Raw genomic sequence first — 22,626 nt, forward strand, 5'->3', positions numbered from 1 at the left:
TTTAATATCATTTCCAGATCTGCAAAGCCGCATCCAGGGCGGCGCTCACCTCTGCGGGCTGCTCCATCATCAGCATATGGCCGGCGCGGGGCAGGCTGAGATGGCGCGCTAGGGGCAGCGCCCGCGCCAGGGCCAGCGAGCTGCTCTCGGCCACCATTTGGTCCTCTGCCCCGCTCAGCACCAGAGCGGGCGTTTTGAGGCCAGCGGCCCGGGCGCTGAAGTCAAACTGGCTGCACGCCTTGAAATCAGCGTACAGCAATCCCTCCGGGTTCTCGAGCAATTGGCGGGTGTAGGCTGTGCGCAGGGCGGGGTGTGCGGTCCGCCCAAACGACCACTGCACAATGCTGCGCACGCCATCAGTCAGGCGGGCGGGTGCGTAGAGCTTCTCCAGCAACTGCGCATTCACCTGGAAGCGGGCGGCCGCGCCCAGCAGCAGCAAACCGCGCACCCGCTGCGGGTTGGCCTGCGCCATCAGCAGGGCGATCGCCGCCCCCATCGAATGCCCGCATAAAACGGCCGTGCTGATATCGAGGCCGTCCAGCCAGCTCCATAAGCTTTTGGCATATTCTTGAAGATCAGGCTTGGGGTCAGTGAGCGAACTGCCGTGGCCGGGCAGATCAGGCGCCAGTACGTTCCACCCCGGTAAGCGGCGGAGTTGATAGGGCCAGTTGGCATTGCTGCCACCGGCACCATGGATCAATATCAGCACCGGCAGGCTGGCGGCCTGTTGCGCTGTGGCTGCATAATACAGCCCCCCGCTTCTCGGCATTGCTCCTCGCGAGATGTGGTCTGCTGCCCCTTCAGCCCACCCTAGACCATCAACGTTGGCGAATAAAGTACGTAACCGCCCCCAACACCGCGCCCACTATTGCACAGACTGGCACTGCCAGCAGCACGTACGCAAACTGGCTCAGCGCAAAATCCGGAAAGCCATGCCCATGCAGCCCGCCCTTGAAGATCATCAGGCCCAGGGTCAAAACCGGCACAGCCGCCAGCCCGGCCCCCGCGGCCAGCGCAGCGATTAGCACGTCGCCCAGTGTAGACCAAAACGGCCAGAGTCGCAGCGCCAGCCACACACACAGATCCAACGCCAGCACCAGCGGGAACACGATACCGATGTCTTCAAACGGGAGCCAGACCAGGAACAGGATCAGCCAGCTGGCGCCCATATAGCGCATGACCCGCGGCGGCAACACGCCAGGCGGGGCCTCGTTCATAGTTCACCGCGGCGCAGGCGGTCGGCGGCCTGCTCGGTAAGCGGCACCCACACACTCAGGCGTGTGCCTTTGCCGCCGGCATTATCCATACGCAGGATGCCACTGATCAGGTTGGTGCGATCCTGCAGAATATCCAGCTTGTCCGGCTGGGCCGAGCGCGGCGCGCCATCGTCTTGCACTTCCAGCAGGCTGATGTTGCCATCCTGCTTGCTCAGGCGCACCACCACGTTGGCCGCCTGGGCATAGCGGTGGGCATTCTCCAGCGCCTCGGAAGCGATGGAGAATACGACGCCCTGCTTGCCGCGGTCCATGCGCGCCTCGGCCTCCGGGTCGGCTTGCAGTTGAACAGTGTAGCCATAGGTATCCTGCGCATGTTTAACAAGGTCTTCCAACGCCACGCATAGGCCGCTGGCCTCCAGCGCCTGCGGGCGCAGAGTGAATAGCATGAAGCGCATTTCTTTTGTGGTGCGGCGCGAAAGGTCTTCCACTTTGTAGAGTTCTTCGCTGGCCGCGGCGGCATCCTTGGCCAGCAGGCGGCGCGCCAGGTTGATGCGCATGGCGATGGCGGCCACATTCTGGGTTGGCCCGTCATGCAGGTTGCGCGCCAACTGCTGGCGCGCCTGGTCTTGAATGTGGGCGATGCGCTCTTTTTCTTCGGTGAGCGCTTCGTAGAGTTGAGCGTTTTGCAAGGCACCCATCAACTGGCGGGCGATGACGCCAGCCAGTTCGCAACGCTCGGGCGTGAAGAAATTAGCCTCAGGGTGGGCGAAGAACAGCACGCCAAACAGGTCGAGACCGGAGACCAGCGGCAGCGCATACAGACTCTGCGAGTTGTGCAGGCCGGCCAGCAGCTTGAACTCCTCATCCTTGGCGGGCAGTGGCACCTGCTGAGGCTCGCCCTGCTGCAGCAAGTGCGCCAGGGCGCCTTGCTGCCCGGGCAGAACCCGCCCCAGGTCCTGTGCGGTCAGGTGGCGGGCGGCGGCAACGCGCAGCCCGCCTTCGTCGAACAGCAGCACTGCGCCGAGTGTGCGCGTCACGTTCTCGTGCGGATCAACAAACGCGTTCGAGCCAACATCCAGCGCGTTCTCCAGCACCTGCTCGAACACCAGGCTGGAGTTCACTTTTTGGGTGATGGCAAACAGGGTCTGGGCGCGCTCGCGGTCCCGCCGGGCAGTCTCCAGCCCTTGGTAGTCGCCCATCTGCTGTTGCTCACGCAGGCCAAAGTGCACCTGGCGTCCCCAGAAGCCCAGCACGCTGCCCACCAGCAGAAACGCCAGCGTCGGCAGCAACATCAGCAACGGAACCTGCGCCAGCGGCACATCAATGGCCGCCAGGGCCGCAAAGCTGGCCGCGGTCAGTACGCCCGCGGCCAGGCCGCCGCCCAAGCCGAACGACCAGGCGGCGCGTACGACCGGGAACAAGCCGAGCCAGACCAGCGGACCGAGCACCGTGCGGCTGAAATAGAACTGCGCCACCGCGAACAGGAAATCTACGATGACTTCGATCAGGTCCTGGCGCGGCCAAGCCTGGCCGCGCAGCCAGCGTAGCGAGAGCCACAGGTTCCACACGCCCAGCGCCGCCACCAGCAAGGGGATGGTGATGACGCCCGCCCCGTTAATCGAGAGCTGGATCGCCAGGGCCAGCAAAAGCACCCAGCGGCTAAGAATGGCAAAAGCGGGGATATCCGCACGCATGAGGGCATGATAACAGAGCAGAGCCGCCAGCTATAATCACCGCATGCCACGCCTGACCAAGATCTATACCAAGACCGGCGACGACGGCACCACCGCCCTGGGCAGCAAGCAGCGCGTGCCCAAGGACCACCCGCGCGTGCGCGCTTACGGCGCGGTGGACGAGCTGAATTCGCTGATCGGCCTGGCGCTGGCGCAGGGACTGTGCGAGAAGTTGGCCATCGCCCTGCCCCCCATCCAGAACCAGCTCTTTCATCTGGGTAGCGATCTGTCCTTCCCGCCGGAGGAAGCCGAAGAGTTCAAAGTGCCGCGCATCGAGCAACGCCACATTGATGCGCTGGAGAAGTTTATTGATGAATTGAACACCGAGCTCGGCCCGCTGGAGAACTTCATCCTGCCCGGCGGCAGCCTGGGTGCGGCCACCTTGCAGGTGGCCCGCGCCGTATGCCGCCGGGCCGAGCGCCGCCTGGTCACCCTGGCACGCGAAGACAGCGTGCGCCCGGAATCGGTCACCTATGTGAACCGCCTCTCCGACGCGCTATTCGTAATGGCCCGCTATGAGAATTTGCAACGCGGCGTCAGCGAGCCGCTGTGGAACAGCCGTGACTGATCAGGGCTGATAGATCTGCACGTACTCGATTCCATCCACCACAACCGCATACACCGGCTCTAAGCCGGCCAGCGCATCCAGCAAATTTTGCGGCGTGCCGCGCTGCCACTGGTGCACATAGATCACAAGATAGTCGTGAGCCAGCACAGCATCCATCTGCGCCGGGCTTAGTTCCAGAGCGATCGGAATATCATCGGCTTCACGCGGAAACATCAGATTGAAGCTATTGCTGTACCAGCTGGCCACGCTGCCCTGCTGTGAATTCAGGTAGCCAGCCGCCTGGTCCAGCCCCTCGCCCCAGCCAATCATCATCTGGCGCTCCACCGACGTAATCACGCGCAGCAGTGAGTTGTAGTAGCTCAAGTAATACGGGAAGCTGGATGCCGCGCTCACCAACTGCAGCGCCACCACCGCAGCCAGCGCGGCCCTTTGGCGTTTGTGCGGCCACGCGGCCAGCGCCGCCCACCAACCCCAGCCCGCCGCCAGCAGCAAGGCTGGCATGGCGGGCAGCAGGTAACGGTCGAACTGTTTATCAGCCAAGCCCATAAAGAGCATGAACGCCAGCGCAAAGGCCAGCAGCATGCGCAGCGTCGCCGGCGCGTTTCTCAGCCGCCACAAGGCTAGCCCGAGGCCCAGCAGGGTCAGCGGCGTGCTGCGCCATACGTAAGCCAGCGGATAAAAGTACAAACCCGCCGCGCCCAGGTCGCCATCCGGAAAGACCTGCCCATTGAAGAACACCGGCCCGCTGAATTCGCCCTGCGCCGTGCCTAGTGCATAGCCAAGCATGCGCACCACCGTATCCAGCGGGGCCACCCACATCGCCGGGAAAGCCGCCGTAAGAACCACTAACGCCAGCGCCGCCCAGCCCGCGGCCACGCCCAGCCCGGCCAGCCAACCGCGCCCCGTGCGCTCGCCGCGCAACTGCCACAGTGTGAGCAGCAAAATAAACGGGAACAAGAACCAGGCCGGGGTTTTGGTGAGCAGCGCCAACCCGGCCGCCAGCGCCGAGGCCAGCAGGCTAATAGGTTGGCGCGTATGCCAATGATCCCAATACGCCAGCACTGCCAGCAGCATCAGGCTGGCCAGCAAGCCATCCAGATGCAGCAGGCGCTGGTGTGCGGCCACAAACGGTGCACCGGCCAGCAGCAACAGGCCCACGATGGCCGGCCCCGCGCCCAATTGGCGGAAAGCGAACAGGCCCAGCAGCGCAAACGCGGCGGTATGCAACGCCACCAGAGCCAGCCGCGCCGTGGAGAGCACATTTGCCGGGTTCAGGCCGCGGTTCTCCAAGAGCTGGAGCAACGTGGTGTCATGGATCTCGCCTTGTTCAATCTGCTCTGGCAGATCCGGCGCGTAGCGCATAAAGGTGCTGGCGCCTGCCCACAGGGTAACGACGCCTGGGTGTTCTGACTGGAAGGTGTCGGCCCACTCGCCGCGCTCCACCGCCAGGTAAAAATTGGCCGAGCGCAGGAACCACAGTGCCTCGTCAGTAGTGACGAAGCGCCCCAGCCCCGGCAGGCGCACTGCCACAAACACCAGGGTTAGGATGCCCAGCAAGAACCACTTTTGATAACGCGTCAGCCATTGCATAGCAAGGCGCATTATAGCTGTGCGCCAGATTGCGCTCCGCTTGTCCAGTGGCTTGACACTACCCCCAATCTCTTGAAAAAACGGTGCGGACTAATTATGATATTAGAACAATAGTTCTATGTCAGCCGCCATACTCAAAACCGCCCATCGCAGCAAGACCGCCGTTGCCCTCATCGTGCAGCAGTACCGCATGCTGGCGGGCAGCCAGCGCAAGCCCGCCACCCTGCGCGAGTTTGCCAACGCGCTCAGCGAGGCGCTGCTGCCCATCGGCCGCCGCATCAGCTACCAGAGCATCAAGAACTGGCAGGACCGCATGTACCTGCCCGATACGCTGATGATGATGCGCCTGGCCCAGGCATCCAAACACGATTGGCGCGGCGAGTTTGCGGCTGACATTCTGGCGGCCATGCACCCGCAGGATTACGAGCCGCTCACCGAGATAGGCCGGTGGGCGCTTGGCCGCAGCGACGAGATCAGACTCACAGGGGGACACTATGGGGGCCAAAAAGAAAGCGCACACATCCAAGGGACGCGTGGACGTTGAGGTCACGCGCGTGGAGCACTACGCCTGCGGCTGCACCACCACCCGCATCGAGACCAGCCAGCTGGAGCGCAAATGGCTGCTGGCCTGCGGCGGCCATCAGGGGCGCCTGGTAAAGGTCGAGACGATCATGGAGTACCAACTCAGCGCAACCGCGCAGCCGGCTAAGGGGTGATGCGCAGTTCGATGCGGTCGTAATCTGGCCCACTGCCTAGCACACGGATGGTGATACCTTCCACCGTCACTGCTTCGCCCAGGCGCAGTGTGGACTTGGCGAAGGCGTAGTCATCTTCCAGCTCAGGCACCACCAGCATGGGGCCGTAGCCGCTGGGCACGTTGGGATCAATGATGTACACCAGTGCGCCGGGCTCGGGCATGTATTGGTCATAGCCCAGCGCCCGACGTGACTCGACCACCAGCAGGCGGCTGGCATCCAGCGGCGTGACCAGCGCCTTGAGCCCGCCAGGCTGCTCAATGGCGCTGAGCTCCAGCTCCACTTCCTGGCCCGCCGGCAGGCAATATACCTGTTCGTCATCCAGCCAGCCCAGCACCCAGCGCTCAATGGCGGTCAACTCCGGCGTGTGGCCGTAGATGTTGCCCATTACGCTGTAGCCGCCGGTATACGGAAAGATGTCCTCCACCAAGCCATAGGCGTACAGGTCAGGCAGGCCCAGGCTGTGGCCCGTCTCATGGTTGAGCCACAGGTAGCCCCAATGCAGCAGGTCGCGGCCGGAGGTCATGCCGTTGGGGATGATGTTGCCGTCCGCGGTCAGGCCTGAATCCAGAAAGCCGGTGTAGGTTGGCCCATACACAATTTCATACGCGTCCGGGTTGTTGACCAGCACCACCATATCGGTCTGCGAGAAATCCACCTGCGGGTCCGCCAGGTCCACCGCCTCCTGCAAAAAGGCCAGATGCCTGTAGTATTCGGTAAGGCTATCGCCATAATGGGCCGAGAGCTGGCTGAGGCGCAGCCAGGTGAAGTAGGGCTCCAGCTCCAGTTCAAAGCGCCCGTAGGATTGCTGAACGAAGAACTCTTCGGCCATGGGCGAGATCATCGCAAACACGTCTTGCGGGCTGCTGGTGGCCGGCGCATCGCTGAAATCGGCGAACAGCACGATGGCGTTGACCTTGCCCAGCGAGGGCAGGCGGTGCTCCGAGCGCGGGAAGCCAAACCCCAAATGCACGAACGAGGGCCGCTTGCACATCTCGGCCGAGGGCGACGTGGGGCTGGGCAGCAGCGTGCGGGTTGGCGTGGGCGTGGCGCTCGGCCGCGGGGTGGCGCTGGCGGTCAGTGTGGGCGTAACCGTCGGCGGGCTGGGCGCCAGGCTGCAGGCGGCGAGCGCAAAGACCGCAAGGCTTAACAATGAAGCGGGTACGCTATGCATAAAAAGTGATTATATGCGCACACACTGTGCAAGCTACGTACGCAGCTTTGCTGCATACGTAGCTTGCACAGTGTGGTTGAACGTCTTAGAATGACGTTACATTCGCCTATGTGGACTCTCACCGTCCGCTCGCCGGACAGCAAACCCACCGAATACATCCTCAAGCCAGGCTCGAACACCATCGGTCGCCGCCAGGATAACGACATCCTGATCGGCGACGAGGCCGCCTCGCGCCAGCACGCCCAGATCCACCTGGACAGCGAAACCAACACCATCACCATCCGTGACCAGGGCAGCCGCAACGGCACTTACATCAACCGCCGCCGCATCACTGAGAATTTTGACTTCAAGCTCAGCGCCAATGATGTGGTGCGCATCGGCCTGTACGAGATCCTCGTCACCCAGCAAGCCCTCAGCGCAGAAGAGGAGCTGGCCGCCCGCGGCCTGCAACCCTTCAGCCGCGAGCTGCTGCTCGAATCCTTCGACAATCACGCCGTGCTGCTGTACGAGGTCATCCAGCAGCTCAACAACATCCTTGATGTTGAGGTAGCCCTGAAAGAGGTCAGCCGCCTGCTGCAGGTGACCCTGGGCGCCGACCAGTGCCAGGTCATTGTCGCCAAAGACTTCCCACGCCTGGAGGAGTTGGGCTTCCCGCGCACCATCGCCCAGACCGCCATCCAGCAGCGCAGCGCGGTGTTGCTGCCCAGCAAGGAGCCGCAGACCCGCAGCCTGATGGAGAACACCGCCCGCCAGCTCAACATCCATACCGTGCTGTGCGTGCCGGTCATCAGCAACGACAAGACCATTGCCCTCATTTACATCGTCAAGAACCGCAAAGACACGCGCTACTTCGGCCAGCGCGACATGCAGCTGGCCGTGGCGGTCGGCCACCTGGCCGCCCTCACCATCGAGCGCGTCACTCTGATGGAGCGCGTGCGCGAGGAGCAGCGCATCCGCCAGCTGTTGCAGCGCTTCGTGGCCCCGGTGGAGGCCGAGTTGCTGCTGCGCAACTACCTGAGCAGCGGCAACCTGCCGCAGCTCACCGAGCAGCGCCTGACCGTGCTGTTCGTGGATATTGCCGGCTCCAACGGCCTGGCTGAGCAGATGGGCGCCAAGAAATTCGGGGAGCTGCTCGAACGCTATTATCAAGACGTGACCGACATCGTCTTCCAGCACGGCGGCCTGCTGGATAAGTACTTGGGCGATGGCGTAATGGCCGTGTTCGGCATGAGCGGCAAGGGCAACCCTGAAGCAGACGCGGTTGCCGCCGCGCTGGAGGTGCTGCACCTGGCCACCGTACGCTACCAGAGCGCTGAGCGCCCCATCCAGGTGCGGGCTGGCATCAACACCGGCAACGCCGTGGCCGGCTACGTCAGCACCAAGGAGCGCGTGGAGCTGACCGTGCTGGGCGATGCGGTCAACATTGCCGCCGGGCTGCAGAAACTGGCCCAGCCCAACGGCATCGTGGTTGGCCCCGAGACCGCCGAGGCCATTCGCGGCCAATACAAACTCCAAGACCTGGGCGAAGTGCATATCAAAGAACGCAACCAGCCCGTACAGGCCAGCGAAGTCATCTTCCGCTAGGCAAATTCGTGTCGCCCTGAGCGCAGCGAAGGGCAATTGCTGAGTGAGTTTTAAAACAAGCCTGCGGAAACTATCGCTCCCAGCGGTTAAACTTGGGGCATGTCGATTGCCTTTCAGGACCAATACCTTGACGCCCGCGCCGACTGCTGGGGCTGCGGACGCAACAACCACCACGGGCTGCACATCAAAAGCTACTGGGACGGCGAGGAAGCCGTAGCCCACTACACCCCCGCCGAGCACTTCAGCGGGCACAAGGGTGTGCTCAACGGCGGCATCATCGCCACCCTGGTGGATTGCCACTGCATCGGCCTGTGCATGGCCCACGCCCACCGCACTGAAGGGCGCGTGATCGGTACCCAGCCGCTCATCACCTACGTCACTGGTTCCCTCAAGGTGGATTACCTGAAGCCCACCCCGCTCAACGGCCAGCCGCTGGAGCTGCGCGCCCGGGTGGAGCGCGTGGAAGGCCGCAAAACCTTCGTGCGCTGCAGCCTGCTGGCCGGCGGCGTGGAGACCGCCCGCGGCGAGGTGTTGGGCGTGCGCATCCCTGAGCCCCCGGAGCAGCCATGAAAGTAAGCTACCGCCCCACCTTTGAGCAGTTCTCAGACAATTACCTGGCCACCTACTACAGCGGCGGGGTGCAGACCCTGCGCCGGGTAGCCGGCGGGCCGCTGGTCATGCTGCTCGGCTCTCTCATTATTGTGCTCACCTTTGACCGCACCGAGGCCTGGTGGCTGCGCCTGCCCGCCGTGCTGCTGGGCCTGTACGTCTTCTGGCGCGGCCTGGCCTACACCGTAGGGCCGCTGTTCAACGTCTACCTGGTCTCGCTGCGCAAGGAGAAGCTCTTCGGGCCGGATGCTCCGCTCACTACCCTGCAGATCAGGGGCAAAAAGCTGCACATCGAGCAGAACGACGAGAAGGTCGTGGTGCCGGTGGAGCACATCCAGTCCATCCAGTACCGGGGCGATAGCACCTGGCTGCTTACCTTCAGCGACCAGATGCTGTATGTCCCCCGTGAAGGGCTGGAAAGCGGCCAGCACGATCCCTTCGTCGCCAAGCTGGAGGAGCTGCTGACGCCTGAAGAGGTTGAGGAGTAAGGCCAAGCTACCTAAAGGCCACGCCGAAGGCGACCACACAAGCCTTCAAAAGTCAAACATTTGTGCTAATTTTTAGGGGCTTTTTTCCATTGCACCTCTAGAGCCCGAATGTTAAACTTAAGTAGCTTCGGATAAATCCAACCGGCAGCAAATTCGAGACCTCATAAAGGAGAGGACTATGGCATATTCTTTCACCAATTCCAAAGGCACCACCTACTACCTGCACTCTCGCTCCAGGCCCAACAAGAGCGGAGGCACCACCACCCTGTACTTCTTCTCGAAGGAAGTCAAAGAGGGTTCGGTGGACATGCTGCCCTCCGGCTACGAAGTAGCCGAGATGAAGACCGGCCTGCCGGTACTCAAGAAGACCCAACCGGCCGCCTAGCGCCCGGTACTCTGTAACAACAAAAAACGGCCTGCGGGCCGTTTTTTGTTTTCCCGCTCACAGGCGGGTAAGTACGAATTGGCGGGGTGTGCGGGCTTTGCGCTCCCATATCAGCTGAAAGCGTGATTTGACCCGCGGCTCAAAGCCTTCCAGGTAGCGCTCAGGATGAGCCTTGGCAAAGTGGGCATCCCCTTCGGCCAGCTCCAGCATTTGCGTAAAGAAAGCCGGCGCATCGCTCACTACGCTCAACTGGCCGCCCGGCTCCAGGGTGCGGGCCATGGCGTCCAAAAAAACCTCGTTGAAAATGATGCGCTTGGCATCGGCAGGCTTGTGTTGCGGGTCAGGGAAGTGCAAGTAGGCCCTCCGCCAGCCCCCTGGCGGCAGCATTGGCCCCAGCAGTTTGAAATCGGCCCGCAGCACCTTCAGGTTGGGCAGCCCCGCCTCGGCGGCCAGCCAGGCCGCCCAGTGGGCCGAACGGTTGGAAATTTCGATAGCGAGCACATTGGCAGCCGGGTCGGCGGCGGCCAGGCTCAGGGCGAATTCGCCCGTACCGGCCCCAATCTCGACCTCCAGCGGCAGCTCGTTGCCGAAAAGAGCCTGCGAGGTCAGCGGGGGGAAGCTGCCCGATTCCAGCGCCAGGCGGCGCGGGTGCCACTCCAGCAAATAGCGCTTGGCCAGCTCGGCGGGCAGCTTGCGCAGCTCGATCCGCCCCAGGTAGCGGCCACGGGCCATTAGCCGGGCCTCCAGTTCTGCTCCAGGCTGCGCAGCAAGGCCAACAGCACGGCCGATACGCCCAGCAGGATCAGCGAGAGGGCGATGGCGACGCCGCGGTCGCTCTCCAGGCCGATGTAAATAGCCAGCGGCATAGTCTGCGTGCGCCCCATGAGATTGCCGGCGAACAGCAGGGTGGCGCCGAACTCGCCCAGCGCCCGCGCCAGACACAGCAGCCCACCGCTGATCAGGCTGGTGCCAGCGGTGGGCACCATGACATAGCGAAAGAGCTGCCAGTTGCTGGCGCCCTCGGTAACGGCTGATTCCTCGAGCTCCTTGTCTACATTAATAAAGCCCAGGCGTGCCGCCCGCACGAACAGCGGAGCGGCTACGAACAGCTGGGCCAGCACCACCGCCAGCGTGGTGAACGGCAGGCTGACGCCCCAAGCCACCAGGCTGCCGCCCAGCAGGCCGCGGCGGCCAAACGCCAGTAGCAGCGCCAAGCCTGCCACCGAGGGCGGCAGCACGATGGGCAGGTCTACGATGAGCTCGATCAGCGCCTTGCCGCGGAAGCGCCAGCGCGCCAGGGCGAACGCCAGCGGCGCGCCCAGCACGATCGCTAGCAGCGTGCTGGCCAGGCTGGTGCTCAGGCTCAGGCGCAGGGCCGAGACGGCCTGCGCCTGGCTCAGCCGCGTCAGCAGGTCGGGCGTCAGGCCTTCCAGCAGCATGGCCGCCACCGGCAGGCCCAGGAACACGCTCAGCAGCACGCCGGGAAGCACCAGCAGCCAGGTGGTGGATGGACGCTTCACTGCATGCCCCCAATGGGGTCAGGCGGAATATTGCGGATGGTGTCGCTCCAGCGCGGCGGCAGCTCGGCACCATCCGGCAGCGGCTCCAAAAAGATGGAGCGCGCCAGGTCGGGGCAGTCTGCCCGACCGTGGTTGTAGTAGTCGTCGTTGCCGTAGTCCAGGTACATGAACAGCGGCGAATAGGTGCCGTCGTACTGGTGATACATCAGGTCCTGCGGGTGGTCGCTGACGTGGTTCCCGTTGTAGTTGGGGGCGCACTCGCCCACCATGCCCAGCATGTGCAGCAGCTCGTGCAGGATGGTGGCTTCAAAGAAGCCGGTGTAATCCGCCGAGCGGGTGAAATTGCGCGGGCAGGTCAGATCCCGGGTGGGGTTGTAGCCGCGCAGCAGCAATACCGCCGTCTGGCCGATGCCGTTGGGCGGCACCGGGGCCAGCCCACAGTAGCCTTCGTTGGTGACCACAAAACCGTCGTAGTACACAATGTACAGCTTGTTCTCCTTGGCGCGGCCGGTGATCTTGAGCCAGTGCTCCAGCAGACCGTTGATGCTGCGATATTCCTGGCTGATCTCGTCAGCCGTATACGGCAGGCGGATGAACGTAATATCCAGCTTGCCGTTGGCCGTGTCGTAGCGCAGACGCTGGCCAGTCTTGTTGTGCAGCCAATAGTTCATGGCGCTGGCAGACAGCTCGATCTCGCCGCTAACATCCAAAAAGCCATCCTTCCCATCGCTGGGCAGCGCGTACACAAAGTGCACCTGGTAGCCGTCTACATCATCGGGCTGGTCATGGGTGGAGTACGGCTGGTCGGTATCGCGTTCGGCGGGCAAGCCCACCGCTGGCGCAGTCGCCAGCGGCTGGCTGGTGGGCGCCGCCGTCTCGGCTGGCGCCTCCTCCAGCGATGGCACAAAAGCCTCCAGCATCAGCGTACTGGTAGGCGTGGCGCCGGGCGGCTCTGGCGTTATAGCCCGGCACGTCACCAGCAGGCCGGCTACCAGCGCCAGCAAAAGAGCGGTGCGCCTATGCATTCATGCAGTATAAACGCCAGCAGTACACTGCTATAATCCCGTGCTGGTAGCGCATGGGCAATTTATCGCGGCGCTTCTCGGGTTTGCTGACCTATCGCAATCCGTTTCTAGGGATCTTCCTCCCTCTTCTGCTGTACATCATTCTCCGTTATCTGATCCCGCAACACGATCTGCATCTGCAGCACCCCGCAGAGCATTTTCAGATCGTCAGCGCTACCTCGCTGTTCTCGCTACTCATCGCCATCGTAGTTGGCGTGATCGGCATCCGCCAGCGCAACCTGCAGGTGCTTTATGTCTCGCTGGCCTTCATTTCGCTTGCAGGGCTGTTCAGTGTCCATGGGCTCGCCACGCCGGGCTTTCTGCTTGGCCCCAACGCCCTGGTTGGCGTGGCCGTGCAGCTGGCTCTACTTACAACCAGCTTCTGGCTGTTGATCTCAGCCTTGCCCACCACTCACCGGATCAATAGCTTGCTTGGCCGCAGGCCAAGTTTGTTGCTTACAGCTTACGTACTTGCCTTGCTTGCTTTCGGCCTGTACGCCCTGCGCCAGCCAGACATTGTGAATTGGATCCCGGTCAACCAGAACCCTTTGCGCTACTTCGCCACGGCAGTGACCTTATTCATGGCCAGCATAGCCTTCTGGCGTTATTGGCGCTCATACCGTTACACAAGCTTCCCCTTCCAGCTGGCCGTCACATACACGGCCGGCTGGATCGCCGTTTCGCAGCTCATCGTCATCACCGGGCAGACTTTCTATCTGAGCTGGTGGATCTATCACTTCCTGCTGCTGGGCTGCGTCCTGGTGTGCATCATTGGCCTGGCGCGCCAATACCGCCGCCCGGGTACGCCCATGCTGGCACTGCAAGGCCTGTTCAGCGCCAATCCTGAAGAGCAGATCCAGGCTGGCATCGGCGAGCCGGTGCGCAACCTGGTGCGCGCCACCGAGATCCGTGACCCGTACACCGCCGGCCACCAGCACCGCGTGGCCCACGGCGCATTGCGCCTGGGCCAGGCGCTGGCGCTGCGGCCGGAGCAACTGCGCGCGCTGGTGCAGGGCGGCGAGATGCACGACGTGGGCAAGCTGCAAGTTTCCCGCGAGATCCTCAACAAGACCGGCCCGCTGACCCCCGAGGAGCGCAAGGCCATCGAGGCCCACACCACGGCCGGCTACGAGATGTGCGCCGGCCTGGGCCTGATGGGTGATGAGCTGGCCATCGTGCGCTGGCACCACGAACGCATGGATGGCACTGGCTACCCGGATCGGCTACCCGGTGAGCAGATCCCGCTGCTGGCCCGCATCATGGCGGTCAGCGATGTGTTCGACGCGCTCACCTCCAGCCGGGCCTACCGGCACGCCTGGTCAGTGGACGAGGCCCTCAGCTACATGCAGCAGAACAGCGGCACCCAGTTCGACCCGCAGCTGGTGACCGTCTGGCTGCAGCTGGTGCACGACGGCCAGATACGCTTGATGCATTCGTAACCCGCCTTAAACTGAAAGCGGCGCCTTGCGGCGCCGCTTTATTCTTGCGAGAACTCAGTGCTAACTTAGGAAAGTACAGGAGTAACGTCTTGCGCCTGGGGGCCTTTTTGGCCCTGGACAACAACGAACTCAACTCGCTGGCCTTCCTCCAAGGAGCGATAGCCCTCACCGACAATGGCGCTGAAGTGTACAAACACATCTTCGCCATCATCACGTTTGATGAAGCCAAAACCCTTGGTGGCGTTAAACCACTTGACTTCGCCAGTTACGCGTTCAGCCATGATCCGGAGCCTCCTTTCTCAAAGTTGCTAGAGGTCTGACGATGGCTCGTCTATCAGTGGAACGCCCAACTGTTTGACAACTGCTAGCACTAGCCGGGATTCTAGCATGGGCAAATCTGGCCTGTCAATCATCTGACATTTGGGGCAAAAGCCCACAAAACAGGGCATAAAACACACGAGCTCTGACAAAACTGTTAGGGGCATAGTAAGCAGCCCATGCTACGATAGCAGTAGTTATCAGCTTTATTAGGTCGGATAATAATCAATCGCGATGCCAAAAATCCTAGTAATCGAGGATATGCCAGATAGCGCCGAGCTGGCCGCTCAGATATTGCGCCGCTATGGCCATGATGTGTATATCGCGCCCACTGGCGAAGAAGGGCTCAAACTGGCCATCGAGCACAAACCTGATCTGATCGTCTATGACTACTGGCTGCCGGATATAAACGCCCAGACTTTTCTAACCCGTCTGCGCACCGTAGCCGGGCTGGAACGCACGCCGGTGCTGGCCTGCACGGCCACCCCGGCCGCCGCGCTGCAGCCCAGCCTGGGCGAGAACGGCTTCAGCGGCCTGCTGCACAAGCCATACCGCGTCAGCAGCTTTATGGAAGCAGTAGACGCCCAGCTGGCCTGACTACGCACGTGGCCGCGTTAAGATGGCAACCCCCGCCCCCACGGCAATCGCCAGCACCAGCAGGAACAAGACCATCTGTGGCAGTTCGCTCATCATCACCGTCGGCCCAACGCCAGCGCCAGCACGACTACGAGCAGTACCAGCAACACAACAGGATTGCTGAGGGCTTGCCCCGCGTCGCCGCCACTGCCGCCCTCCCCTTCGCCCAGCGAGAGGTCAATCCCCAATTGACCTTGGCAACCCGCCAGCAGCAAGCTGGCCACTACCAGAATTAACATGCACACGCTTAACCAACGCATTGCAGGTGTTTTCATGTTTGCCTCCAGAACTATTCGGAGAACGAGCGCGCAGCCTGGGTATTACGCCTTCGTGTTTTATCCACCCGTGAGATATACTCGAAGGCAGAACGGACGTTTCGTCTTTGGCAAATAGCAAGCAACTGGTTCGCGAAGAACAAATCGTTCGCGAAGCCATCAACGGTGGGCAGCAAGCCTTCGCGGTGCTATACGACGCTTATGTCGATAGCATCTTTCGTTTTATCTACATCCGCGTCGAAGACCAACAGACCGCGGAAGACATCACCTCCGGGGTCTTTCTGCGTGCATGGGAGAAACTGGGCAAGTACCAGCAGCGCGGCCTACCCTTCCGGGCCTGGTTGTTCCGCATTGCGCGCAATGCGGTGATCGACCATTACCGCACTCGTAAGGAAGTCGCCCCGCTGGAAGCGGCGATCAATGTCACCGATAAGAATGCCCACTCCGTTTCGGACGGGGTGGCGCTCAAACTGGAAGCTGAGAATATTCTTAACTTAATGCACCATCTCACCGAGGACCAGCGTAACGTCTTGACCCTCAAGCTCGTTCATGGTCTTGATACAGAAGAAGTGGCAAAAATTTTAGGCAAGCGTCAGGGGGCCGTACGGGCTTTGCAAATGCGGGGGTTGCAAACCCTGGCCAAACTGATGGAGAACTAGTGACCGATCTTGAACGCGCCCTGGATGGCGCCATTGAACTGGTGCAGCAGGGCAAGAGCCTTACAGAGGCCCTGGCGCTGTACCCGGAACACCGGACACAGCTGGAACCCCTGTTAAAGGTAACGCTGCAGATTAGCCAGGCTGGCGGAACTTTGCCCCCGGCTGCCTTCAAAACGCGCGGTCGCGCCCAGCTGGAAGGCCAGATGGCTACCCGGCCGCATAACCGCGGCCGCAGCCTGCTTTTTAAGCTGGCTGGCAGCCTAGCGGCCGTGGTGCTGACCCTGGCAACCGCCACCACCGTCATGGCGCAAAGCGCCCTGCCGGGCGAGACCCTGCACGCCTGGAAGCTTTATAGTGAGCAGGTGTGGCGAAGCTTGCACAGCAACCCGGTGCAGGCTGACCTGCAGATCGCCCAGCGCCGCCTTGAAGAGCTGCTGGCCGTGGAGGGTGATCCAACCCGCGTGCCTGCCGCGCTGAGCGCCTACGCCAGCGCACTGGACGTGCTGCGCAACGACCTGGAAGCTCTGCCAGACCGTGCCCTTTCGGCCCAACAGGCCTTGCACGGCCAGCGTGACCTGGTGCAATCCGCCCTTGAGGCGGCCGGCACCACGGTGGACGAAGTCTTCACCATCCTGCCCACGCTGGATGTGCTCATCACCGCCAACCCTGTGCAGGTTCCGCTTTCCACGCCGGTTGAGCAGATTCAACTGGTCGTGCCAGCGATACCCTCAGTATCGCCAAGCAAACCTGAGGCGCCAGCCGGTTCAATTGGTGAAAACCCTTCGTCAGAAACTGGCAAGGATAGTATTATTGAGCAGCTTCAGAATGTGATTGACACCGCACGCGGAATTCTTAGCTTGGACAAATAAACACCATGAAGCAAGTCAAGGTTTCACCGCTGCTTGAACTGCGCATCCGTTGGTTGGTGCCAATCGTAGTGCTCTTTTCGCTATGGCTCAATTACAGCATTGCCAACGCCGGGTCTTTTGATATAGACCAGTTTGCCCCCGTGGTCCTGCGCTCCGCATCGCTGGCGGATTATGGTCAGGATCAGGCCAACATGGCCTTTCCCGCTGTGGACCCTGAACTACTTGAAGAAGTTTTACGCGATAGCGGCGTCACTGCGGATACGAATAACTCTGGCGCATTGGGCAATTTGAGCAATGCCAGCGAGCCGGAGGTTGACACTTTACCCGCTCAACCAATTGTGCAGGCTACCCCCACGGCTACAAAAACAGCGCCAACGCCAGTGCCTACCGAGATAAACGTACCGCCAATGGTTGAGCCAGAATCTCCTGGCCAGGGCAATGGCCAAGGGCAGGGCAACGGCCAGGGCAACGGCCAAGGCCAGGGCAATGGCCAAGGGCAGGGCAATGGCCAAGGCCAGGGCAACGGACAAGGCAAGGGCCAGGGCAACTCGCCCTAACGGCTCATCAATTTACGAAATGCCTCCACCACGCTTGGATCAAAGTGGCGGCCTGATTGCTCAACAATGTAAGCCATTGCATTTTCCGGCGCCATGGCATTGCGATATGGTCTGTCTGAAATAAGCGCATCCCATACATCAACAACTGCAAAGATACGCGCCTCGAGCGGTATCTGGGTGCCTTTCAACCCTCTTGGGTAACCGGTACCATCCCAGCGCTCGTGATGGCAGTATGGAATAGTTAGCGCGGGCTTTAGGAAGCCAATTTGCTCAATAAACTCACGCGCACGTTCAGGGTGCCTGCGCATGACTGCCAATTGTTCATTTGTCAATCTGCCGGCCTTCAATAGGATTGAATCCGGCACGGCGATCTTGCCAATATCATGCAGCAACGCCCCGCGGCGGATATCCACCAGTGCCTCTTCACCAATGCCCATGCTGCGAGCCAGCGCCACGGTCAGCTCGGCCACGCGGCGGCTGTGACCTTCGGTTTCGTGGTCGCGCAGGTCGGTCGCCCGCGCCCAGCCTTCGATCGTCTTTTCGTAAGCCTCAAGCAATTCCTGCTTGGATTCGTTGAGGCTTCCCAGCATATGATTGAAGGACTCTGCCAGCACGCCGATCTCATCCCGGCCCTGGGCCGGCACGCTGACGTGCAGATTACCAGCAGCCGCCTGCTGGGCAGCGGCCTTTAGGCGGCTGATCGGCTCTGTGATGCGCCCGGCGGTCCACAAACCCACCAACATCACCAGCACGGCTGAGCCTGTGGTAAGCAACAATGCGTTATTGCGCGTAAGCTGGGTGGCCTGCACCAGAAAGTTGGTCGCCAATGAAACACCAACAATACCTTCAGCCTGGCCTCGCACTGCCCACACAGTGTGAATTTCGCTGTAACTGATGCTGGCGTCTTCCAGTGGCAGGATCAGGCTGCCGCTGTCTTGGTTGCTCAGCACAACTTCAGCCTGCACGTTGGTCAGCGGGCGCGCCTCAGCCAGAGTACTTGTCAGTACCTGGCCGTCTGTCCGGTAAAAGCTCACTTGCGCCAGGCTTTCCTCGCGCAGAGCATTTGCCAGGCTATCCACGCGCCTTCCCACTAAGAGCACGCCAACTACCTCGCCCTGCTGGTTTATAGGGCCGCTGAGAGTCAATATGGGGCCCTCCGGGAAGTCCAGAACGGCAGTGAACTTATCGCCGCTGTCATCCACTACCCCTGCCAGCACATTCCTTACTAATAACTGGTTCGCCAGTCCCGCCGGCGGCTCAACTGCGTTATAGCCGCCCATGATCATTTCCATGCTAAGCAGCACCTGCCCACTGGAAGACAACACAGCCAGATACTCCACTCCATTGTTTAGCGCTACTGGCAATAATTGAACTTCCAGATCCCCTGCGCTGCGCGCCTGGACAGCTTCGCCTACTCCCTGAATGTTGCTGAGCAAGCGCAGGTTTACCAACACTTCAGCCTCTTTTCGCACCAGGCTCTCCTGCACTTGCACCCCCGTGGCGATCAACTGGTTGGCAAAGCGCTCCTCAACCGATTCCAAAATGAGATTGGAAGCGATATAGGTTGCCCCAGCAGAAACGGCAAGCGCCAGCAGCAGATATGGCACCGTGATCTGCACCAACAGAGGTACATAGAACCTACGCAGGAATGACATGTACTACGCTTTCTTGGGCTAAAACTGAGCCCAGCAGGATTTTAAGCTGTTTGTTTTGTGTGTACAACTATGCTTGACATGATTCTACGCATAAGTACAATCCAGCCAAACAATTTCGCAAGCATGAAATTGTCCTGGGCCTGTACGGCTGGGAGAGAGCCTGGCCCCGCTTCAACATCGGAGAGGAGATTTTTTAGCATGGCAGAGAAGGAAAAGGGGACGGTCAAGTGGTTTAACAGCGCGAAAGGGTACGGATTTCTGGAGCGCGACTCGGGCGGAGACATCTTCGTCCACTTCAGCGCCATTGTGGCTGAAGGCTTCCGTACCCTGAAGGAGGGCCAGCGGGTGGAGTTTGTGGTTGGCGACAGCGACAAAGGCCCGCAGGCACAAGACGTTGCAGTCATAGACTAAGTAGCAACGCAAAAGCCCCGCTCTGGCGGGGCTTTTTTATTCCTACGGCTCAGCCCTCACAGTGAAGTCATCGAAGAGGATCTGGGTACTACCCTCGTCCAGGCTGCCCGCCAGCAAGCCCACCTGCCCGCTCCTGTACTGGTCATCTGCAGCTTCCACCACGAACTCCCCGTTCACATACAACGCCAGCCGACTGCCGGAGCACACCGCCGTGATCACATTCGGCTCGCCTCCCAATCGAATGGCAGAATGCCGCAGCATCATCTCCTGCCCGATCAAGCCCAGTGTCTCTCCACTCTTTTTAGCAATACCGAAATAACCGTCACTGCTGATGAGGAACGCGTAAAAGTCGCCAGTTTGCCCGGTACCCTGCACCCGGCACAACAGGCCAAAAATGTTGTTGTCGTTCCCACCCAGCTTGGTGGCCGTGACCTGCACTAGCGTATCGGTGACGATGCGCCCGGGCACCGCCCACACCACGGAGTTGGGCGGGGTTTGCGTTAGCAGGTAGCCACCCTCCCAATAACTGCCCGAGCTGTCCGGCCCGCCGTTGCTGTACCAGCCGCTGGCCGGGTTCGAGAAATCATCTACGAACAACAGGCCCTGCTCGCCCGCCTGGGCCACCGCCTGCTGCTGCAGGGCGTCGATCTCGGCTTGCAGCGCGGCGGCCTCCGGCGTGTTGGGCACCAGGCCCAGGTAGACCTGGAGGTCAAAGCTGGCCGCGGTGTAGTTGCCCAGCGTACGCTGCAGCTCGGCCCGGTTGCGATAGGCCTGCGCAAACGTGGGCAGCAGCTCGATGGCATGCGTCAAGTCGGCCAAAGCCGCGCTCCCGTCGCCGCGCTGGGCATGCAGCAGGCCGCGGCTCTGGTAGCCGGAAGCCAGGTTGGCGTCCAGCGCTAGCGCCTGGTCAAGGTCGGCCAGGGCCGCGTCCAGGTTGCCGGCGGCATGCTGCGCCATGCCGCGCTGCCAATAGGCCTGAACATTGTCTGGCTGCACCGCCAACGCTGCATCTAAATAAGCGATCGCTGCGCCCCAATCGGCGGCGTTGGCCGCATCCTGTGCCATGCGCAGCAGTTCATCAAAACTGGGTACAGGTGTAGGCTGGGCCTGCTCGGCAGGCGCATCCGGCAGGCCGCCCGGTTGCGCCACGGATTGCGGCGCAATGGGGAACGTGCACGCGGAAAGCAGCACAGCCAGCAACACAAGAGACACAAGCCCACGCATGGGCGTACTCTACTGTAAAAACAAGCCTAGAGCAAGCAAGGCCAAAAAAACGAGGGCAGTACGCTTGTACTGCCCTCGTTAGGCTGATCACGGTTAGGGCAATGACCTATTCGCCACGCACGATCACTTCGATCCAGATCGGCAGGTTGTAGTCAGGGCCAACGCCCACCTGCTGGGTGCCGTCAAAGCGCAACACCCATTCGCCGCGGTGCGTGCCCGGCGTGGGCGGGGCCACCAGGTTGATGGTGAAGTTGGCATAGCCGCCTGCCGGAACACCGTACGTAATGGTGAGCGGCGAGCTGCCGTTCATGCGGTTGCCGCCTACAAAGAACAGCTCGTATTGGCCGGCGCGCCAGTCACAGGTGCCTACGTTCTGCAGGCGCCAGGTCTTGGCCATCGCCTGGCCGGGGTTGACGCGCGTGCCGTCAGGATAGGTCTCGTCGTACACGTAGCGTGCCGCATAGCACGGCGCGGTGGCGCTGGCTACCGTGCCGGTGGCGGTCGGCGTGGCTTCGGTCGTCTCGGCCAGCGTGGCAGTCGGCGTCAGCGCCGCCGCCAGGGCGGTCAGCTGGGCAGCCTCCAGCGTGGCGGTCGGCTCCACCGCCGGCTCGGTGGCGGTCGGCAACGGGGTCGGCGTTGAGGTCGGCGCGCTGTCTACCGTGGCCTGGCCTAGCAGCGCATCCAGCGTCTGCTGGATCTGGGCATCTGCCGTCTGGGCCACTTTCTCAGTGGCCTGGCCGGGGTCTTCATCCGAAGCCAGCGGCGCAGAGCGCACACAGGCCACGGCCACCGCCATCAAAACGACAGCGGCGAGCAAAAGCAAAGCGTAATTGCGTGAGTTTTTCATAGCACGTTCCATTTATCCATAGAGTTGCTGAAAAACTATACAAGATTCATGCCAGGCGTGCCCTGATTTGCAAGCGCACAAAAAAAGCGGGCGGCCATGGGCCGCCCGCTTTGCTCTCGAATGGATCGGGTACGTTTATGGAGCGTAGCAGGTGTTGGGCATCTGGCTGCTGTTGCGCCAGCCGCACAACTCAAAGACGCCATTGATATTGCCGGAGAACTGCACCAGGCTGTTGTTCATCGTAGCCGCCCAGCCGCCTGTATTGGTCGCTTGGATAAAATCGCCAGCCACCTTGACGTGGCCCGGCATCATGGAGCCGGCCAGCTCGTAGGTGATGTTGTCGGGCGCAAGGATGACCGTGCCGGTGATGACCTCGCCCGAACGATGGAACGAGATCACGCCATTGCGGATCATGCCCGAGCCCATATCCACCACGCGCACGTTCCACTCACCCACCCAGGTGTAGATTGGCGTGGCGGTGGGGCCAGGCTGAATGACCACCGGCAGCGGGGGCTTGACAGCCTCAGGCAGGTTGTACGCTTCAAAGCTGGTGGGGCTGGCGTAGCCAAGCCACAGCCAGCACTCGCCCTCGCCCGAAGGATCCACCACGACGACATAGTGGCCGGCGCTGTAGACCTTGAGCACTTCGGTCTGCTGCCCGGCGCGGAACACGCCGCGCCAAGTGTACTGGCTGCCTGGGCCTGAGCGGCAATTGGTATCGCGCGAAACCGTCACCATCGCTCCAGAGCTGCTGGCGGCCGGTGGCACGTTCACCACCTGGGTGGCTTCTGCGGTCGGCTCAGGCGTGGGTGCAGCCGCTTCCGGCGTGTTGGTCGCCGCCGGCTGGTTGGCCACCGCGGCCTCGGTGAGCAGACTGCCGGCCTGTTGTGTGCCGGCAATGCCGGTCGCCACCAGTCCGGCTACATCGGCCGGAGCGCAGGCTTGCAACCCCACCGCCGCGATCAAAATAATCAAAAGGCTTAACTTTCGAGTCATCGTTCGTCCTCCAGAGCAAAAGTGCGCTCAAACACAGCGATGTCTATCTTACC

At 61.7% G+C, this 22,626-nt stretch carries 27 protein-coding genes; 13 read left to right on the top strand and 14 right to left on the bottom strand.

What is annotated here, in order from left to right; genetic code table 11:
- Window positions 1–7: 7 nt before the first annotated feature.
- The 3 genes from KIT08_02885 to KIT08_02895 are packed head-to-tail and all read right to left on the bottom strand — an operon-like array spanning window position 8 to window position 2,911.
- Window positions 8–769, bottom strand: a complete 762-nt coding sequence (locus KIT08_02885) for an alpha/beta fold hydrolase (GenBank protein UYN90191.1) — start codon at window positions 767–769, stop codon at window positions 8–10.
- A 49-nt stretch (window positions 770–818) separates the two neighbouring features.
- Window positions 819–1,217 (bottom strand): hypothetical protein, encoded by a 399-nt coding sequence (locus tag KIT08_02890; GenBank protein UYN90192.1) that lies wholly within the window; start codon window positions 1,215–1,217, stop codon window positions 819–821.
- Complete coding sequence (locus KIT08_02895) at window positions 1,214–2,911, bottom strand: GAF domain-containing protein (GenBank protein UYN90193.1); 1,698 nt, start codon at window positions 2,909–2,911, stop codon at window positions 1,214–1,216. The genes KIT08_02890 and KIT08_02895 overlap by 4 nt, the downstream gene beginning before the upstream one ends.
- A gap of 43 nt (window positions 2,912–2,954) precedes the next feature.
- Here KIT08_02895 and KIT08_02900 point away from each other — a divergent pair, with 43 nt between their 5' ends.
- Window positions 2,955–3,518 carry a cob(I)yrinic acid a,c-diamide adenosyltransferase gene (locus tag KIT08_02900; protein UYN90194.1) on the top strand — a complete coding sequence of 188 codons (564 nt, stop codon included), beginning with the start codon at window positions 2,955–2,957 and terminating at the stop codon, window positions 3,516–3,518.
- Here KIT08_02900 and KIT08_02905 read toward each other — a convergent pair whose 3' ends face one another.
- Window positions 3,519–5,108: a hypothetical protein gene (locus tag KIT08_02905; protein ID UYN90195.1), complete on the bottom strand. Its 1,590-nt coding sequence runs from the start codon at window positions 5,106–5,108 to the stop codon at window positions 3,519–3,521.
- Window positions 5,109–5,226: 118 nt separating this feature from the next.
- Here KIT08_02905 and KIT08_02910 point away from each other — a divergent pair, with 118 nt between their 5' ends.
- Both KIT08_02910 and KIT08_02915 read left to right on the top strand, forming a co-directional pair.
- Window positions 5,227–5,652 carry a hypothetical protein gene (locus KIT08_02910; protein UYN90196.1) on the top strand — a complete coding sequence of 142 codons (426 nt, stop codon included), beginning with the start codon at window positions 5,227–5,229 and terminating at the stop codon, window positions 5,650–5,652.
- Window positions 5,642–5,824 carry a hypothetical protein gene (locus KIT08_02915; protein UYN90197.1) on the top strand — a complete coding sequence of 61 codons (183 nt, stop codon included), beginning with the start codon at window positions 5,642–5,644 and terminating at the stop codon, window positions 5,822–5,824. The genes KIT08_02910 and KIT08_02915 overlap by 11 nt, the downstream gene beginning before the upstream one ends.
- Here the strand turns inward: KIT08_02915 and KIT08_02920 are convergent.
- Window positions 5,814–7,037 (bottom strand): hypothetical protein, encoded by a 1,224-nt coding sequence (locus tag KIT08_02920; protein ID UYN90198.1) that lies wholly within the window; start codon window positions 7,035–7,037, stop codon window positions 5,814–5,816. The genes KIT08_02915 and KIT08_02920 overlap by 11 nt on opposite strands.
- A gap of 108 nt (window positions 7,038–7,145) precedes the next feature.
- On the opposite strand from KIT08_02920, the gene KIT08_02925 reads away from it, so the two are divergent.
- From KIT08_02925 to KIT08_02940, 4 genes are all read left to right on the top strand, one after another.
- Window positions 7,146–8,621, top strand: coding sequence for an FHA domain-containing protein (locus tag KIT08_02925; GenBank protein ID UYN90199.1), 1,476 nt, complete (start codon window positions 7,146–7,148; stop codon window positions 8,619–8,621).
- A 99-nt stretch (window positions 8,622–8,720) separates the two neighbouring features.
- A complete protein-coding gene (locus KIT08_02930) occupies window positions 8,721–9,191 on the top strand; it encodes a PaaI family thioesterase (protein ID UYN90200.1) in 471 nt (156 codons plus the stop codon).
- Complete coding sequence (locus KIT08_02935) at window positions 9,188–9,718, top strand: hypothetical protein (GenBank protein ID UYN90201.1); 531 nt, start codon at window positions 9,188–9,190, stop codon at window positions 9,716–9,718. The genes KIT08_02930 and KIT08_02935 overlap by 4 nt, the downstream gene beginning before the upstream one ends.
- Window positions 9,719–9,896: 178 nt before the next feature.
- Window positions 9,897–10,103 (top strand): hypothetical protein, encoded by a 207-nt coding sequence (locus tag KIT08_02940; GenBank protein ID UYN90202.1) that lies wholly within the window; start codon window positions 9,897–9,899, stop codon window positions 10,101–10,103.
- Between the two features lie 57 nt (window positions 10,104–10,160).
- Here KIT08_02940 and KIT08_02945 read toward each other — a convergent pair whose 3' ends face one another.
- From KIT08_02945 to KIT08_02955, 3 genes are read right to left on the bottom strand one after another with little or no spacing between them, the layout of a single operon-like run.
- Complete coding sequence (locus KIT08_02945; GenBank protein UYN90203.1) at window positions 10,161–10,835, bottom strand: hypothetical protein; 675 nt, start codon at window positions 10,833–10,835, stop codon at window positions 10,161–10,163.
- Window positions 10,835–11,623, bottom strand: coding sequence for an ABC transporter permease (locus KIT08_02950; protein UYN90204.1), 789 nt, complete (start codon window positions 11,621–11,623; stop codon window positions 10,835–10,837). The genes KIT08_02945 and KIT08_02950 overlap by 1 nt, the downstream gene beginning before the upstream one ends.
- On the bottom strand, window positions 11,620–12,648 hold the full coding sequence (locus tag KIT08_02955) for a hypothetical protein (protein ID UYN90205.1): 1,029 nt from the start codon (window positions 12,646–12,648) through the stop codon (window positions 11,620–11,622). The genes KIT08_02950 and KIT08_02955 overlap by 4 nt, the downstream gene beginning before the upstream one ends.
- 53 nt (window positions 12,649–12,701) lie before the next feature.
- Here KIT08_02955 and KIT08_02960 point away from each other — a divergent pair, with 53 nt between their 5' ends.
- Window positions 12,702–14,126: an HD-GYP domain-containing protein gene (locus KIT08_02960; protein ID UYN90206.1), complete on the top strand. Its 1,425-nt coding sequence runs from the start codon at window positions 12,702–12,704 to the stop codon at window positions 14,124–14,126.
- Window positions 14,127–14,191: 65 nt separating this feature from the next.
- Here KIT08_02960 and KIT08_02965 read toward each other — a convergent pair whose 3' ends face one another.
- On the bottom strand, window positions 14,192–14,407 hold the full coding sequence (locus KIT08_02965) for a cold-shock protein (GenBank protein ID UYN90207.1): 216 nt from the start codon (window positions 14,405–14,407) through the stop codon (window positions 14,192–14,194).
- Window positions 14,408–14,678: 271 nt separating this feature from the next.
- Here KIT08_02965 and KIT08_02970 point away from each other — a divergent pair, with 271 nt between their 5' ends.
- A complete protein-coding gene (locus KIT08_02970; GenBank protein UYN90208.1) occupies window positions 14,679–15,041 on the top strand; it encodes a response regulator in 363 nt (120 codons plus the stop codon).
- Between the two features lie 95 nt (window positions 15,042–15,136).
- Here KIT08_02970 and KIT08_02975 read toward each other — a convergent pair whose 3' ends face one another.
- A complete protein-coding gene (locus tag KIT08_02975; protein ID UYN90209.1) occupies window positions 15,137–15,355 on the bottom strand; it encodes a hypothetical protein in 219 nt (72 codons plus the stop codon).
- Between the two features lie 107 nt (window positions 15,356–15,462).
- On the opposite strand from KIT08_02975, the gene KIT08_02980 reads away from it, so the two are divergent.
- Genes KIT08_02980 through KIT08_02990 form a run of 3 tightly spaced genes read left to right on the top strand, consistent with a single transcriptional unit; the run spans window position 15,463 to window position 17,440 of the window.
- Window positions 15,463–16,014 (top strand): sigma-70 family RNA polymerase sigma factor, encoded by a 552-nt coding sequence (locus KIT08_02980; protein UYN90210.1) that lies wholly within the window; start codon window positions 15,463–15,465, stop codon window positions 16,012–16,014.
- On the top strand, window positions 16,014–16,883 hold the full coding sequence (locus KIT08_02985) for a hypothetical protein (GenBank protein UYN90211.1): 870 nt from the start codon (window positions 16,014–16,016) through the stop codon (window positions 16,881–16,883). Before KIT08_02980 ends, KIT08_02985 begins: the two co-directional genes overlap by 1 nt.
- Window positions 16,884–16,888: 5 nt before the next feature.
- Window positions 16,889–17,440 carry a hypothetical protein gene (locus tag KIT08_02990; protein ID UYN90212.1) on the top strand — a complete coding sequence of 184 codons (552 nt, stop codon included), beginning with the start codon at window positions 16,889–16,891 and terminating at the stop codon, window positions 17,438–17,440.
- Here the strand turns inward: KIT08_02990 and KIT08_02995 are convergent.
- Window positions 17,437–19,095, bottom strand: a complete 1,659-nt coding sequence (locus tag KIT08_02995) for a HAMP domain-containing protein (protein UYN90213.1) — start codon at window positions 19,093–19,095, stop codon at window positions 17,437–17,439. The genes KIT08_02990 and KIT08_02995 overlap by 4 nt on opposite strands.
- A 198-nt stretch (window positions 19,096–19,293) precedes the next feature.
- Between KIT08_02995 and KIT08_03000 the strand changes: the two genes are divergently transcribed.
- Window positions 19,294–19,506 (top strand): cold-shock protein, encoded by a 213-nt coding sequence (locus KIT08_03000; protein UYN90214.1) that lies wholly within the window; start codon window positions 19,294–19,296, stop codon window positions 19,504–19,506.
- A gap of 42 nt (window positions 19,507–19,548) precedes the next feature.
- Here the strand turns inward: KIT08_03000 and KIT08_03005 are convergent, their stop codons facing one another.
- From KIT08_03005 to KIT08_03015, 3 genes are all read right to left on the bottom strand, one after another.
- Window positions 19,549–20,730 (bottom strand): hypothetical protein, encoded by a 1,182-nt coding sequence (locus KIT08_03005; GenBank protein ID UYN90215.1) that lies wholly within the window; start codon window positions 20,728–20,730, stop codon window positions 19,549–19,551.
- 106 nt (window positions 20,731–20,836) lie between these two features.
- Window positions 20,837–21,577, bottom strand: a complete 741-nt coding sequence (locus KIT08_03010) for a hypothetical protein (protein ID UYN90216.1) — start codon at window positions 21,575–21,577, stop codon at window positions 20,837–20,839.
- A gap of 135 nt (window positions 21,578–21,712) precedes the next feature.
- Window positions 21,713–22,573: a hypothetical protein gene (locus tag KIT08_03015; GenBank protein UYN90217.1), complete on the bottom strand. Its 861-nt coding sequence runs from the start codon at window positions 22,571–22,573 to the stop codon at window positions 21,713–21,715.
- Window positions 22,574–22,626: the final 53 nt, after the last annotated feature.

The sequence above is a fragment of the Anaerolineales bacterium genome (assembly GCA_025808555.1).
Classification (GTDB): domain Bacteria; phylum Chloroflexota; class Anaerolineae; order Anaerolineales; family UBA11579; genus JAMCZK01.

Coding starts and splice junctions, on each gene's coding strand:
- KIT08_02885 (UYN90191.1), bottom strand. CDS start 769: ATGCCGAGAAGCGGGGGGCTGTATTATGCAGCCACAGCGCAACAGGCC.
- KIT08_02890 (UYN90192.1), bottom strand. CDS start 1,217: ATGAACGAGGCCCCGCCTGGCGTGTTGCCGCCGCGGGTCATGCGCTAT.
- KIT08_02895 (UYN90193.1), bottom strand. CDS start 2,911: ATGCGTGCGGATATCCCCGCTTTTGCCATTCTTAGCCGCTGGGTGCTT.
- KIT08_02900 (UYN90194.1), top strand. CDS start 2,955: ATGCCACGCCTGACCAAGATCTATACCAAGACCGGCGACGACGGCACC.
- KIT08_02905 (UYN90195.1), bottom strand. CDS start 5,108: ATGCAATGGCTGACGCGTTATCAAAAGTGGTTCTTGCTGGGCATCCTA.
- KIT08_02910 (UYN90196.1), top strand. CDS start 5,227: ATGTCAGCCGCCATACTCAAAACCGCCCATCGCAGCAAGACCGCCGTT.
- KIT08_02920 (UYN90198.1), bottom strand. CDS start 7,037: ATGCATAGCGTACCCGCTTCATTGTTAAGCCTTGCGGTCTTTGCGCTC.
- KIT08_02925 (UYN90199.1), top strand. CDS start 7,146: ATGTGGACTCTCACCGTCCGCTCGCCGGACAGCAAACCCACCGAATAC.
- KIT08_02930 (UYN90200.1), top strand. CDS start 8,721: ATGTCGATTGCCTTTCAGGACCAATACCTTGACGCCCGCGCCGACTGC.
- KIT08_02935 (UYN90201.1), top strand. CDS start 9,188: ATGAAAGTAAGCTACCGCCCCACCTTTGAGCAGTTCTCAGACAATTAC.
- KIT08_02940 (UYN90202.1), top strand. CDS start 9,897: ATGGCATATTCTTTCACCAATTCCAAAGGCACCACCTACTACCTGCAC.
- KIT08_02945 (UYN90203.1), bottom strand. CDS start 10,835: ATGGCCCGTGGCCGCTACCTGGGGCGGATCGAGCTGCGCAAGCTGCCC.
- KIT08_02955 (UYN90205.1), bottom strand. CDS start 12,648: ATGCATAGGCGCACCGCTCTTTTGCTGGCGCTGGTAGCCGGCCTGCTG.
- KIT08_02960 (UYN90206.1), top strand. CDS start 12,702: ATGGGCAATTTATCGCGGCGCTTCTCGGGTTTGCTGACCTATCGCAAT.
- KIT08_02965 (UYN90207.1), bottom strand. CDS start 14,407: ATGGCTGAACGCGTAACTGGCGAAGTCAAGTGGTTTAACGCCACCAAG.
- KIT08_02970 (UYN90208.1), top strand. CDS start 14,679: ATGCCAAAAATCCTAGTAATCGAGGATATGCCAGATAGCGCCGAGCTG.
- KIT08_02975 (UYN90209.1), bottom strand. CDS start 15,355: ATGAAAACACCTGCAATGCGTTGGTTAAGCGTGTGCATGTTAATTCTG.
- KIT08_02990 (UYN90212.1), top strand. CDS start 16,889: ATGAAGCAAGTCAAGGTTTCACCGCTGCTTGAACTGCGCATCCGTTGG.
- KIT08_02995 (UYN90213.1), bottom strand. CDS start 19,095: ATGTCATTCCTGCGTAGGTTCTATGTACCTCTGTTGGTGCAGATCACG.
- KIT08_03000 (UYN90214.1), top strand. CDS start 19,294: ATGGCAGAGAAGGAAAAGGGGACGGTCAAGTGGTTTAACAGCGCGAAA.
- KIT08_03005 (UYN90215.1), bottom strand. CDS start 20,730: ATGCGTGGGCTTGTGTCTCTTGTGTTGCTGGCTGTGCTGCTTTCCGCG.
- KIT08_03010 (UYN90216.1), bottom strand. CDS start 21,577: ATGAAAAACTCACGCAATTACGCTTTGCTTTTGCTCGCCGCTGTCGTT.
- KIT08_03015 (UYN90217.1), bottom strand. CDS start 22,573: ATGACTCGAAAGTTAAGCCTTTTGATTATTTTGATCGCGGCGGTGGGG.